Origin of the sequence: Selenomonas sp., assembly GCF_052169755.1 — a bacterium.
Lineage (GTDB): Bacteria > Bacillota > Negativicutes > Selenomonadales > Selenomonadaceae > Selenomonas.
In genome coordinates, this window is record NZ_JBQNBV010000054.1 from 1 (window position 1) to 12721 (window position 12721).

Here is a 12721-nt window from a genome sequence, read left to right on the forward strand (position 1 = left end):
AAAAAGACTTCGAAGAGGCCAGTTTTGAAGAAGGCATGGAACGTGGCATGGAGCGCGGCATGGAACGTGGACGTGAACAGGGGAAAGTCGATATTGTTTTGGAGATGCTGCGTGACAAGCTGCCGCTTGAGACGATTGCACGCATATCGAAGTTCTCCACGGAGCGCGTGCAGGAACTTGGCAGAATGCACAGCTTGCTTTGATCCGACAGCGTGAAGTTCGGAGCGGAGTCCTTCTTCGGCAGCAACGGCACGGAAACCCTGCCCGAGTATACTGTCCTTTTAAGAAAGAGAATGGTTGCCAATACGAGAAAAAGTTGATACAATGAATAAGGCGATGGATGGTTTCATCTATTGCCTTATTTAAATTTTGTTTGGGGAAGAGGTCATGCTTGATGCTGACGAAGAAGCGAAGGATGTTTGATTTTCGTACGATCTTATATCTGAATATCTTGCTGATGTTCTTCTTGATCGTTTCCGGATCAGAGGCTGTGCTGCTGTGTTCCTTCGTGCTTTCTGCCGTCGTTTTGGCGGATACGGGCGCATGGCGGCGGACAGTGAAGTACAGCGTTGGTTTTGCGGCTCTCGCGGCGGTGCAGTATGCGCTTGGCATGACGCTTGCGATGGGGGTGCAAAATGCCGTCGTATTCTTGGTACAGATGGTGCTTTTCCTCGCTTTGCGCGTGTATCCTTTCGTCGGACTCGGATTTGCGCTGAAGGAGGGAAAGAATATCGCGGAGATCACGACGGCGCTCGATCGACTGCATCTGCATCGAGGCGTTGTCTTGAGCATCGTCGTGATGATCCGCTATCTGCCGGCGATGGCAGCGGATTTTCGCGTCATCCTTGATGCTATGCGTCTGCGCGGCATTCCGATCTCGCTGAAGTTCGTCGCGCTCCATCCGATGAAGGCAATCGAGTACCTGATCGTGCCGATGCTGTTCCGCAGCGAGAAGATCACGGAGGAGTTCTCGGGCGCGGCTCTCGTCAAGGGCTATGCGTTCGGTACGCGGCGCACGTCGTACTTCGATGTGCGTCTGGCGGCGAAGGATGCGGCGATGCTTGCCGCTTCAACAGCTTCGCTCGTTTTATGTGCGTTCGTATGAGGGAAATCGTATGATTGATCTGCAAAATGTTGGCTTTCAATATAAGGAACAGGGACGGCGGAGCATCTGCGGCAACACTTGCACGATTCGTCGCGGGGAGCTCGTCGTCGTTGCGGGTGAGAGTGGCTGCGGCAAGTCGACGCTCCTGCGCTCGATCAACGGGCTTTGTCCGCACTTTTACGAGGGGGAGACGGCGGGCAAGGTGATGCTTGACGGCAAGGACTGCCGCGATATGCGTATCGGCGACATCTCTCGCATGGCGGCGACGGTGTTTCAGAATCCCGACAATCAGTTTTTTACCCTCGATGTCTTGTCCGATCTCGTGTTTTCGTGTGAGAATTTCGGCGTTGAGCCGGAAGAGATTGAGCGTCGTCTGCGCTCTGTCACGGAAATGCTGCGGCTCGACCGCTTCTTGGGGCGCAGACTTTCTGCGCTTTCGGGCGGGGAAAAGCAGCGAATCGCGATCGCTTCGGCATTGATGCTCAAGACGGATGTTCTGCTCATGGACGAGCCATCGGCAAATCTCGATTATCCATCGATCGAGGAGCTTCACGATCTGCTTGTCTTGCTCAAGGCGCATGGCTGCACGATTGTCGTTGCCGAGCATCGTCTGTACTATCTCTGCGGCATCGCGGATCGACTGCTGCTCATGCAGGATGGCACGATTCATCGTGTGTACGAGGGGGCGGCGCTATCGGCGCTGACGAACGAAGCGCTGCATGAGGCGGGTGTGCGCGGCGTCGATCTCTTCGGCGAGACGGGCGCTGTGCAGCCGCCTGCAAAGAGGACGGCTGCGCCGCTCTTGTCGCTTGCAGAGATTTCCTTCGGCTATGCGCAGGGCAAGGATGTATTGCAGGGACTTTCTCTGGACATCTATGCAGGCGACCGCGTCGCTCTCCTGGGGCGAAACGGCTGCGGCAAATCAACGCTCGCGAAGGTGATCTGCGGTCTTCTCAAGGAGCGTGCAGGCGAGGTTCGCGCGGCGGGTGAAGCGATCCCCGGCGGCAAACGCTACCGCGCCGTCAGCTATGTGATGCAGAATGTGGATTTTCAGCTTTTTGGTTCGAGTGTCTACAACGATCTCCTGCTTGGCTCAGAAGCTGTGGCGGATATCGACGAGCGCATCCATAAGACGCTGGCGGATTTTCGCCTCACGCCCTGGCTCGATGAGCATCCGACGCGGCTCTCGATGGGGCAGAAGCAGCGGCTCGTCATCGCCGGCGCGTGCCTGTTGGGCAAGCGCGTCGGCATCTTCGACGAGCCGACGAGCGGTCTTGACTATCGCAATATGCGAACGGTCTGCTCGCTGATCCGTGAATTTACGGGGGAGGAGCGCGCGGCTGTCATCATCACGCACGATGTGGAGTTTATCATGAACTCGTGCAATCGCGTCGTCTTGCTTGAGGACGGACGGATTGCCGAGGATTTTCCCTTGGGTGAGGACGGGGCGCTCAAGCGCGTGTTTACGGAGCGGCTGCGGCGTTTTGGCGAATGAATGGAAGTTTGGAGGAGAAATAAATGAACGCATGGAAAATCAGTGATTTTGTTCTGATCGGTATCTTGGCGGCGGTCTATGGCGTACTTGTCATGGGCATCGGTGCGCTCACCGTGCTGATGGCGCCGATGATGCACGCACTGAGTCCCGCCGTCATCGGTGTACTGCTCGGTACGATCGTACTTTTCGTCGTGAAGAAGATCCCGAAGTTCGGCGCACTGACGTTGTTCATCGGTATCAGCACGGCGCTCTTCGCGGGCTTTTCGGGCATGATGTATGTGCCGTTCGTCGGTACGGTCACGGCGACGGCTTTCGTCGTCGATCTCGTCGTCCATCGGCTCGGCTGCAAGACGCCGGTCTTGGCGGTCGGCTACGGTTTGATTCAGAGTGCCTACGTTTTTGGCGGTGCGATCCCGTTGCTGTTCTTTTTGGAGCAGAATATGGAGAAGTGGCAGGCGGCGGGCATGGATATGCAGTTCATCGAGCGGATGGTCGCACACAGTACGGGCTGGTTCTTGCTGGCAGGCATGGCAATCGCTTTCGCGGGCGGCTTCATCGGCATTTATCTAGGCAAGCGAGTATTGAAGAAGCATTTGAAGGAGCTGGCGTAATTTTAGAATGCAAAAAGCGCTGCTGCATGGAACGGCTTTGTTCCGCGCAGCAGCGCTTTTGTGTGCTTATACGATGCGCAATTCTTTGAGGAATGCTCGACATGCCTCGTCTTCCGTGGCGAAGGTGCGGCGCATGGTGATTTGGTTGCGCTCGACGATATGGATGGCGTTGGCGGGGCTTGTGCGGATGCACAGATAGGATTCGGCGAGCGGCTCGTCGTTTGCTGTGAGGGAGTAGTGCGACTTTGGCACGTTATGCCGCTTGAGAATCGGCTCCAGATCGCGCACGGTCATCGCTTTCCACCTCCTCTAAGAACGGTTCTGCGCCGTCGAGCAGGTTTGAGATGCGGTCGGGCAGCTTGTACTGGATGCCGCCGCCCGCTTGACCGAACCACGGGGCGATTTTGCCTTTTTCGACGCCCTCGATGTTTCTGCATACGATGTAGGTATGGAAGTCGCTTTCATCGGTCGTCGTGGGCAGCGCACGCTGCTCGAAGGGCGTGCCTGCGGGCGAGACGTAGCGTCCCGTCGCTGCGCCGTAGCGCGTCAGTATGACGCTTCCTGCACGCAGGGTGATCGTGGCGATGTGCCCGACGGCGCCGTCATTGGCGGGATAGATAGGGCGGCCGTTGTCTGCATAGAAGCGCGAGGCGCCCTCTTTGCCGATGGTGTAGGGGAGCGACTGCTCTGCGGCAAGTTCAGCGAGGAACGCATCGCTCGGTGCAAGGAAGTTCCGGCGCATTTGCTCATGCTCGGACGGCTCTTCCGTGTTGGCAGGAGTGCGTGGTTGCGCAGCTTTTCTGCGTTTTTCGGCGATGAGATGAATCGCGTGGATGGTGAGGCTGCGCTCGGGTGTGACGTAGAAGGCGAGCTTGCCGTCTGTTCCTGCATAGATATACGCGCAGGTCGGCGGCGCTCTGTGATCGACGAGGGGGGCGGGCAGTGTGCCGTAGGCTGCTTCAAGGTCAGCGCGGCTGCTGCCGATATGGATGGCGCGTGCAGTCGTGATGCCGGTGTCTGCGTCGTCGCTTTGCGTATCGTACAGGTCGTCGCTTGGCGCGCCGATCATCACGTCATAGACGCGGTCCTCCGCCAGATCGAAGCGAACGTGCAGGGTATTGCCGTAGTCACAGGTGCGAAGCGGAATGACTGCGCCGTTTAAGAACCCCTGCGCCCCGTCTCGGATGCGTACGGGAGCTCCGTAGATGCGCTCGACATCGGCAGATGTATCGCCGAGATGAATGCCGCCGAGCGTCAGATCATCCGCGTCAAGCTCTGCCGCAGAAGCGCAGATGGGAAGAAGAAACAGGCAGAGGAGCAGCAGTGCGATGGATTTAGTTTTCATAAGACACCTCTCTGTCGTTGTGAAGAAATATGGAAAATTTTTAAAAAGCGCTTCCTTTACGCGCCATCAATGAGCGGCAAAGTGCAGGCAGGCGATCTTGTCGTTGCAGTTGTTGTTCCACCACGGAATCACGGAGAGAGCGCCAAACAAGCCCCAGCGACGGCGGAATCCTTCGTAGAAAGTTTGCTCCTTGAGGAAAGTGATGGCGGGATGGAGTTTTTCGATTTCCTTGCCGCTCTTTACGCCCCATTGGAAAGGGGCTTTTTTTGTGTCTACGGAGTCGTGGCGTTTTTGCTGACCGATGATGAAGGGCGGCATGATCTCGATGAGCATGGATGCGTCGGCGAAGGATTCGGCGAGCATGGAAAAGAGTCGGCGCATTTCTTCTTCCGTGAAGTACATGGCGGCGCCCTCCAGAAGGATGAGGACGGGGCGGCCTGTATGCTCGACTTTTTGAACCCAGTCGGAGTCGAAAACAGAAGCAGCGATTTCGTGTACGCGCGGATTTTCTTCTGCGAGCAGGTTTTGTCGCAAGCTCATGACGTCGGGCAAATCGAGGTTGTACCAGTCGATTCGCTCGTTGTCTACGCGATAAAAACGAGTGTCAAGACCACAGGCGAGATTGATGCAGACTGCATCGGGGTGCTTTTCGATGAATGCCCTCGTTTCATGGTCGAGAATGTAACTGCGCACGGCGACCCCTGTTTGCGAGTGCTTGGCACGGGCGAATTTGGCGAAGTCGTAGTCGATCTGCTCGACGAGCTGCACCGCGAATTCGTCTTGAATCAGCCCATTCGCACGCTTCGTTTCCACTGCCCGCGCCCACAGCGGAATGAGCAAGGTTTCCGCAACCCCGCTGAGTTTTGTTTTCATAAAAGCCCTCCTTATGAATAATTGATATAGAATCTCAACATCTATGAACATATTATGATGTTTGTTCATCTATGTCAAGAGGGCGTTTATGAGCGATGGATGGGATACATGCGCACTTTCTCTGCTCACTACTTATAGGGCATCATAAAAGCTATTACCTATACAGGTGCGATTCTATGAGCGTTTAGTCTGTTTTTTAGAATAAAATGACGTTTTATATGTAAAAATAGACGATTTTATAAAATAAATAACAAAAATATTGAAAATAGGAAATCTTGATGATAGAATAAGATTGTAGCAAAGGAGGTGCCTATGTACTATACAGAAATCATAAAAATCATAGAATCAGGAATGCGAAAGGATCCGGTCAAAGTCGCCAGTTATTCCCGTCTCCTTGCAAAGAAGATGGAGGCTGACGGGGAAAACATGGGGAGCATACGTATTCTGTCTGCATTGAATCGTGTGGGCGGAAGTCAGGCAGTTATGGACACATTGATAACGTTGCCAGTAGATCAGGAAAGCCGCCTCGATATTGCGGAGATCGACTATGCGCCATCTGTTGATCATATTATTCTCAGCAAATCGGTTCAGGCAGCGTTGGATGACTTCAGGAATACAATCCAAAGTAAAAATAAAATGATATCCATGGGGTTGAATCTCCGGACAACACTGATCCTTTACGGACCTCCTGGCTGTGGGAAGACAAGCGCAGCAAAATACCTTGCTTCGGAGTTAAAGCTTCCTCTTGTCACAGCACGATTTGACACGCTCATATCATCACTGCTCGGGAATACGGCGAAGAACATTCATCGCATTTTTTCATACGCAAAAAAACAGCCATGCATTCTATTCCTTGATGAATTTGATGCGATTGCAAAGGCCAGAGATGACGTACATGAGCTCGGTGAGCTTAAACGGGTGGTGAACAGTCTCCTACAGAACATCGATGATTTCTCGCAGGAGGGCATACTCCTCGCGGCGACGAATCACGCAGGTATGCTCGATAAAGCAGTTTGGCGGCGGTTTCAGACCGTCATTGAACTTCCTGTGCCGGAGCGTGATGAAATCCGCAGATTTATCAGGCAATTTTCTGAGATTGTGGATGATTCGAGTATTACCGATTCACAGTGGAAACACATACTGGGAACAATGGCAGGGCTATCATATTCCGACATCAAGGATATCGTTCAAAACATGCTGAAAAAGGCTGTGCTTCATCAAAAAGAAGAGATCGGAATACTGGATTACGTTATGGAAGTATTTCTGTTCAAAAATCATGGGAACTATAGCCAGTATGACATGATACAGTATCTGAACGAGCATGGTGTGACACAGAAAGTGATCGGTGCTCACTTTGGGATTTCGGAGAGGCAGGTTAGAAACTACCTGGGGAAAGGAGTGTGTAAACATGGAGAGATGGCTCCCAATTAAGTTCTTTGAAAAAAGAAAAAGAGACGAACAGCGTACGGAAGGCGGTGGCAGTGCGACGATGCCGCCATGGGTATTGCAAGGTGAAGCGCTTACGCGCCGTTCCAGGCAGCTTGTGTCAAATATGTCGCGGGTTGGGGCCACCTTTGCAGCACATAAACGGGAAAAGCAAAAGCTCCCAATGGTCGTTGCGACTACGATTGTAGAGGACGCGATTGCAAAGTCACATCGTGGGCAGGTAGTCGCCCTTCTCGACAGCGATCAAAAGGCCAATGTCATCGGTATTACATCGGCTGTGCTGGGTAATGAACTTTCGTCCCCCGATACAGCAGAAGCTGACAAAGAGTCGACGAAGCCGAAAGAAACGCGGCGGCTTCTATCCGTAGTAACTACAGAAGAGCTCATCTTGAAAATCAAGTACACACTGCAGGATACACAAAATTTTGCCAAGCTGATTTCAACGATTGCAGAAATTGAGCCGTTTACAGCGCAACGTGTCGATTATAACCCAAACAATCACCTGTATCGTATCAGTCTGATCGATTATCGGGATTTGGATAAAAACACCCTGGTACAAAAAATGTTCAAGGAACAATGTGACGCACATGGGATAAAAATTGAACGGGAGATCAGATACGCTGCGGATATGAATCTGTACCGTGTATCGCTCGACAGCGCTATCGATATGGAGACAGTGCTTGGCTTTGAAGGCATATTCTCGATTGAAGAGGCGATCCCGATTCGCATGGATATGGATTCCATTGACGATACGCTCGTACCGATAGCAAAACAGCCAATAGAAGGTGAAACATATCCTGTTGTCGGTGTTCTTGACAGTGGAATCGAAAGGAACAGATACCTGGCACCATGGATTTTAATGGGAGGGGAGGCATATTATGAAGACCTCTATCAGGATAGAGGGCACGGCTCTATGGTGGCGTCCGTAATAGAATACAGCGATGAGCTCAATGGTACTAACGATACTGTAACAGCTGGTGTCATGATGATGGAGGCAGTCGTTATCCCTGATCTTCGGAAAGAAACTGTTTATCCGGAGGATATTATTGATAATGTCAGAGATGCCATTGAACGGCACAGGGACATCAAGATCTGGACGATGTCTGTCGGGACAGTTGAAGAGTGTGCTGAAAAGACGTTTTCACAATATGGTATGGCATTAGACAATATTGCTGATGAGAACAATGTACTCATTATCAAGTCTGCCGGCAACAGCACTGCTTTTTTACGAGGCGGGGAACATGAGTGCATAACAAAGATGGCGGATTCCGTCAGAGCAATCGTTGTTGGCTCCATTGCGGGAGAGAAAGGACAATATGATCTCGCTGAGGTGGATACACCGTCACCGTTTACAAGATGCGGACCGGGACCTGCTTATATCATCAAACCAGATCTTGTCGCCTACGGAGGCAATGCGGGAATACGTCCGGATGGCACGGCTACAACGACGGGGGTGAGAGTTCTCAATCGTACTGGAGTTGTTGCGCGTGCAACAGGGACGAGTTTTTCCACGCCGTGGATTGCACGCATTGCGGCAGATCTGAATCATCTCTTGGCGGGGGATTTCGACCCGTTGCTCATCAAAGCAATCATGGTTCATAATGCTGGTTATCCCGCAGGACAACGCATGAAAATGGAAGACAAAATAAATTTCATGGGGTTCGGAATGCCGCATGGAACGCGGAATATTCTGTATAACACAGAACATGAGATCACGCTGATTTTACGGGATTCACTTCTTAAAAGTCAGTTTATCAACATTTTGGAGTTCCCCTTTCCGAAGAGTTTGGTTGGTGATGATGGCTTCTATCGAGGTCAGATTACGCTTACTGTAGTTAGTTCACCAATTCTGCGTGCATCGGAAGGACCAGAATACTGCCAGTCGGATATCAGTGTAGGATTTGGAACGATGACGGGTATCAAGCAACGTGATATCACGAAAAGAACAGTCATAAACCCCTTTGGCGCAGAAAATGGAGCAAACCTACTGAGGGAAGACTATTACAGTAGAAAAGTGCTTGGTGCGACAGAGGAGAAAATATTCGCAAGAGAAAGGACACTGTTACGGTATGGAAAGAAGTTTCACCCGATCAAGAAATATGCGATTGATCTCGATGAAATGAAACCCGGAGAAAGGGAAAAGCTACTTGGGAAAGATCGCAAGTGGTATATGAAGATAGAGATGCTTTGCCGCGAAGCGATCGAAAGAGAATTCAGAGAAAATGGAGAAAAAATAGAGCAGGAGTTTTGCATTCTGCTCACGATCCGAGATCCCGAGGGAAAAGCACCCGTATATAATGAAGTAACGCAGCAGCTTCAAGATGGAGGATTTGTATATTCAGATGTGAAACTTAAGAATGAGATCTCGCAGTATGTTGTTTGATGAGATGTTAGAACCTATACTCAAACTTCGCAGATGAATCATCTTTGGCGGCTCTGAATCCTCATATCAGCAGTATCTCGATTTTGGGGCGCGTATAGATGTTATGAACTGGAAAGCGTTCTGCGTAGAGCGGCAGGAGGAGGATTACATCGCTCTTCTTGACATCGTTTCGCTTGATCTCGGATGCGTAGTTCAGCAGTTCGATAGAGGCATCTGTTCGATTGCGGCGCGTGATGTAGATGTTGTCCTTGCGATCCATAAAATCGAGGATTTCCGCATAGTGCGTAGAAAAAATCAGGCACGGTTGATACGCTCATTTTTGAAGATGTTCGTAATCATACGCACGAGCGCTTTGTTTATATAGTTCTCAAGCTCATCCACAATGAGGTAGCCGCCTGTATACTGAACTAAAAAAGCACTGTCGTTTTTGACAGTGCTTTATTCTCGCATGGAGCGGGCAATGGGAGTCGAACCCACCTCTAAAGCTTGGGAAGCTTTCATTCTACCGATGAACTATGCCCGCAAACACTACGAGATTTATTTTACCATGAAAATCCAAGAAGTCAAGCCCAAAGGGCGCAGACGGATTGGTTATTTCATGTAAGGGCGGTGCATTTTTGTCCACAAATTGGACGTTTGTGCGTATAGCTAAGGGTTACGTCTGTGCTGCAGTGCCGCTGCTGTTGAAGCCGGCGGAGGGGGAGGGCAGCGGCTTGATGACGATGTCGAGGCGGTCGCCGTTTTTGATGGGGTCGGTGAAGACGACGGGGCGGCGGTTGACGAAGATGGAGACGCTGACGCGGCTCGTGGCGGGCGGCGGCTCGAAGCCGACGGCGAGCAGGGCTTCGTTGACGGTTGTGGCTTTCTTTTCGGAGAGTTTGTAGTAGACGATGCTGCCGTCCTCAAGATAGGTGCCGGGCGATGCCTTGTGACCGTTGACTTCAAGTTCCAGGGATGCGGAAGGGATCTCGTACTCCTGATCGTTGTAGGTGATGGTGATGGCGGCCTGCAGGCGCGAGATGTCGAGGACGTCGCTGAGTTTTGGCTCGGCGGTCATCTGATATTCGATGCGGTCGCCTTCGTGGATTGGCGCGGAAATCGTCGCAGGTTCATCGTTTAGCAGGATCTCGGGCGATACGACGTACTGTGCATGGTTGTCGTTCAGCGTGTAGTGGATCTTGCGGCCTGTCGGCGGGTAGCCGGCGGCTTTTAGGGCTTCGCCCAAGGTGCGCGGCTCTTTGCTCTCGACAACGTCGTTGTCGGCGAGCAGGCGGTCGGGTTTGGCGACTTCGCCGTTGACGTAGGCGGCTTGGTGGATGCGTGTTTCTTTGCCGTTGATCTCAAGCGGGAATTCCGGCTCGACTTGCAGGACGTCGGCGAGGCGCACTTCGGGTGTCTCGCCGTTCTTGCCGTGCGCGACGGTGATGCGGCAGCCGGCTTTGACGAGGGTGTCGAGCGTCGTGTCTTCGCCGTCGAGCTTCAAGATCGCCATAGAGGGAAGCGAGCCGGGGAAGAATTTCTTCTCGCCGTTGACTGTGACCATGAGGCCGAGTCCGGGGCGGCCGTTGTATTTTTTGAGTTGGATGCCGGCATTTAAGAGTGCGTCGGAAACCGTGAGATCACGGAAGTTGAAGAGGTTGATTTCCTGCTCGTTGACGTAGACGGAGAGGAAGTGCAGCAGGTTGATCGAGGCGATCTTCAAGATGCCCAAGGGCGTGACGGCGTCGGGTCGCTGCAGTTCTGCCGGGATGCTCTCAACGCCGATGACGGTTTCGGGGTGACGCACGGCGACACGGTTTTCGGGCACGGAGAGCGCCTTTGATACGAGCGCGGGCAGCCCTGGGGTCTGCGAGCCGCCGCCGACGAGCATGACGGCCTGCGGCGAGTCGCCGTTGAGTTCGAGGACCTGGCGTGCGATGGAGTCAGCGAGGTTCTGGATATTCGGCATGATGGGACCGATGACGTCAGAGGGACCGAGGACGTATTCTGTGCCGAGGATGTCGGTGAATTTCGATTCGCGTCCGGCGGCGGAGTTGCGCTTGACGTCTTCCGCTACGTTGAAGTCGAGGAGGTATCGTTGACTGATGGCTTCGGTGATTTCGTCGCCTGCCAAGGGAACCATGCCGTAGGCGATGATCGAGCCGTTTTTCGTGATGGCGACGTCGGATGTACCTGCGCCGATGTCGACGAGTACGAGGTTCAAGTGGCGCATTGTCGGTGGAATGAGGACGTTGATGGCGGCGATTGGCTCTAAGGTCAGCGCACGCATCTCAAGTCCGACGTCCCGCAGGGCGGATTGCATGGAGTCGATGACCTGGCGGGGCAGGAAAGTCGCGATGACGGTCGCTTTGGCGGTTTTGCCGCGCTGACCGACGAGACTTTTCAGCGGGATGTCGTCGAGCGTGTATTGGATCGTGCTGTAGCCGACGCAGTAGTAGCGGCCGGGATCTTCGATGTCTTTCGAGCCGGCGAGTTTCGCCTGCGCCGCTTGTACGCCCGAGAAATCGAGGGCGCGCTGCTGCTCGTCGGTGATGACGCCGTTGATCTCGACGGATGCTTCCGCGGTCATGGTGTAGAGGGCGCGTCCGGCGGCGGCGACGGAGGCGGACTTCAATGGTCCTGTCGTCTTTTCCAGTTCGCGTTTGACTTCGCGGATGAGGTCGGCGACTTGCGGCACGTCGTGGATCTGACCGTCGAGCATGGCGCGTGTCTTGTGCTCGCGGCGCACGGTCGCTAAGATGCGCATCTGGTCGTTTTCGAGCTTTTCGGCGACGATGCCGATGATGCTGCGCGTGCCGATGTCGAGCGCGAAGATCGGCTCGCCGTGCGGCTTTTGTTTCAAAGGTTCGGCGGTTGTTTTTGCAGATGCGTCTTTTTTCGCAGCGGTGCGTTTCGTTGGTTTTTTTGCGGCAGTTTTTGCGCTTTTCGCACGTGTCGTCTTGGCGGCTGCCTTGGTGCCAGATTTCCGACCGCGCTTCTTAGGGGTGGGACTTGACGCGGTGGCTGCCGCTTTGTCCGGCGATTCTTTTGCATCCTGCGCGGCTGCAAGTGGGGCTTGCTCTTTTGTGGTTTCTTCGCCGCCCGGCAGGCTGGCTTCGGTAGGTGCAGCTTCGGAAATGACTGCTTCTGCAGCGAGGACTTCCGACTTTTCTGCTTTTGCCGAGGTCTTTCTTGTTCTAGGCATCGAATGGCTCCTTTGCTTGCTGTTCTCTTCCTTTTCCGCAGGGTGCAGGAATTTTTGCGAACGCTTTTCCTGCGGATTCTATGAGAATTTTCATCGCGGAAATGGGATTATCGAAGTTTTATAGAAGGTTAATTCTTTTATTTCGCGAATAATATAGAGGAATCCTGTTTCTGACAGGAATTTTTCTATAAATTTTTAGCGCGAAGCCCCAAGAGGTCAAGCCGAAGGCGCAGACCGATTGGTTAGGCTTCTGTAAGGGCGGCGCACAATGTCCACAAA

10 protein-coding genes, 1 tRNA gene and 1 pseudogene are annotated in these 12721 nt (G+C 53.0%); 6 read left to right on the forward strand and 6 right to left on the reverse strand.

Features of this window, described 5'->3' with window-relative positions; genetic code table 11:
• The 4 genes and pseudogenes from ACTTKG_RS05300 to ACTTKG_RS05315 form a co-directional block, all read left to right on the forward strand.
• Window positions 1–203 (forward strand): annotated as a pseudogene (locus ACTTKG_RS05300) (transposase); the annotation flags it as partial.
• 191 nt (window positions 204–394) lie between these two features.
• On the forward strand, window positions 395–1105 hold the full coding sequence (locus ACTTKG_RS05305; protein WP_442673213.1) for an energy-coupling factor transporter transmembrane component T: 711 nt from the start codon (window positions 395–397) through the stop codon (window positions 1103–1105).
• A 10-nt stretch (window positions 1106–1115) separates the two neighbouring features.
• Window positions 1116–2600 carry an ABC transporter ATP-binding protein gene (locus tag ACTTKG_RS05310; protein ID WP_442673214.1) on the forward strand — a complete coding sequence of 495 codons (1485 nt, stop codon included), beginning with the start codon at window positions 1116–1118 and terminating at the stop codon, window positions 2598–2600.
• A gap of 23 nt (window positions 2601–2623) precedes the next feature.
• Window positions 2624–3211, forward strand: a complete 588-nt coding sequence (locus tag ACTTKG_RS05315; protein WP_442673215.1) for an MptD family putative ECF transporter S component — start codon at window positions 2624–2626, stop codon at window positions 3209–3211.
• Between the two features lie 66 nt (window positions 3212–3277).
• Here ACTTKG_RS05315 and ACTTKG_RS05320 read toward each other — a convergent pair whose 3' ends face one another.
• The 3 genes from ACTTKG_RS05320 to ACTTKG_RS05330 all read right to left on the reverse strand — a co-directional run bounded on the left by ACTTKG_RS05320 (window position 3278) and on the right by ACTTKG_RS05330 (window position 5429).
• Complete coding sequence (locus ACTTKG_RS05320) at window positions 3278–3505, reverse strand: hypothetical protein (RefSeq protein ID WP_442673216.1); 228 nt, start codon at window positions 3503–3505, stop codon at window positions 3278–3280.
• Window positions 3465–4556, reverse strand: coding sequence for a TNT domain-containing protein (locus tag ACTTKG_RS05325; protein WP_442673217.1), 1092 nt, complete (start codon window positions 4554–4556; stop codon window positions 3465–3467). Before ACTTKG_RS05325 ends, ACTTKG_RS05320 begins: the two co-directional genes overlap by 41 nt.
• A gap of 66 nt (window positions 4557–4622) precedes the next feature.
• Window positions 4623–5429 (reverse strand): class I SAM-dependent methyltransferase, encoded by an 807-nt coding sequence (locus ACTTKG_RS05330; RefSeq protein WP_442673218.1) that lies wholly within the window; start codon window positions 5427–5429, stop codon window positions 4623–4625.
• A 312-nt stretch (window positions 5430–5741) separates the two neighbouring features.
• Between ACTTKG_RS05330 and ACTTKG_RS05335 the strand changes: the two genes are divergently transcribed.
• Window positions 5742–6860: an AAA family ATPase gene (locus ACTTKG_RS05335; protein WP_442673219.1), complete on the forward strand. Its 1119-nt coding sequence runs from the start codon at window positions 5742–5744 to the stop codon at window positions 6858–6860.
• On the forward strand, window positions 6838–9258 hold the full coding sequence (locus ACTTKG_RS05340; RefSeq protein WP_442673220.1) for a S8 family peptidase: 2421 nt from the start codon (window positions 6838–6840) through the stop codon (window positions 9256–9258). Before ACTTKG_RS05335 ends, ACTTKG_RS05340 begins: the two co-directional genes overlap by 23 nt.
• A 61-nt stretch (window positions 9259–9319) precedes the next feature.
• Here ACTTKG_RS05340 and ACTTKG_RS05345 read toward each other — a convergent pair whose 3' ends face one another.
• The 3 genes from ACTTKG_RS05345 to ACTTKG_RS05355 all read right to left on the reverse strand — a co-directional run bounded on the left by ACTTKG_RS05345 (window position 9320) and on the right by ACTTKG_RS05355 (window position 12442).
• Window positions 9320–9517 carry a hypothetical protein gene (locus tag ACTTKG_RS05345; RefSeq protein WP_013740619.1) on the reverse strand — a complete coding sequence of 66 codons (198 nt, stop codon included), beginning with the start codon at window positions 9515–9517 and terminating at the stop codon, window positions 9320–9322.
• A gap of 190 nt (window positions 9518–9707) precedes the next feature.
• Window positions 9708–9781: transfer RNA gene (locus ACTTKG_RS05350), tRNA-Gly, on the reverse strand.
• Window positions 9782–9913: 132 nt separating this feature from the next.
• Entirely contained in the window at window positions 9914–12442 is a 2529-nt protein-coding gene (locus ACTTKG_RS05355; RefSeq protein ID WP_442673221.1) for a cell division FtsA domain-containing protein, read from the reverse strand.
• Window positions 12443–12721: the final 279 nt, after the last annotated feature.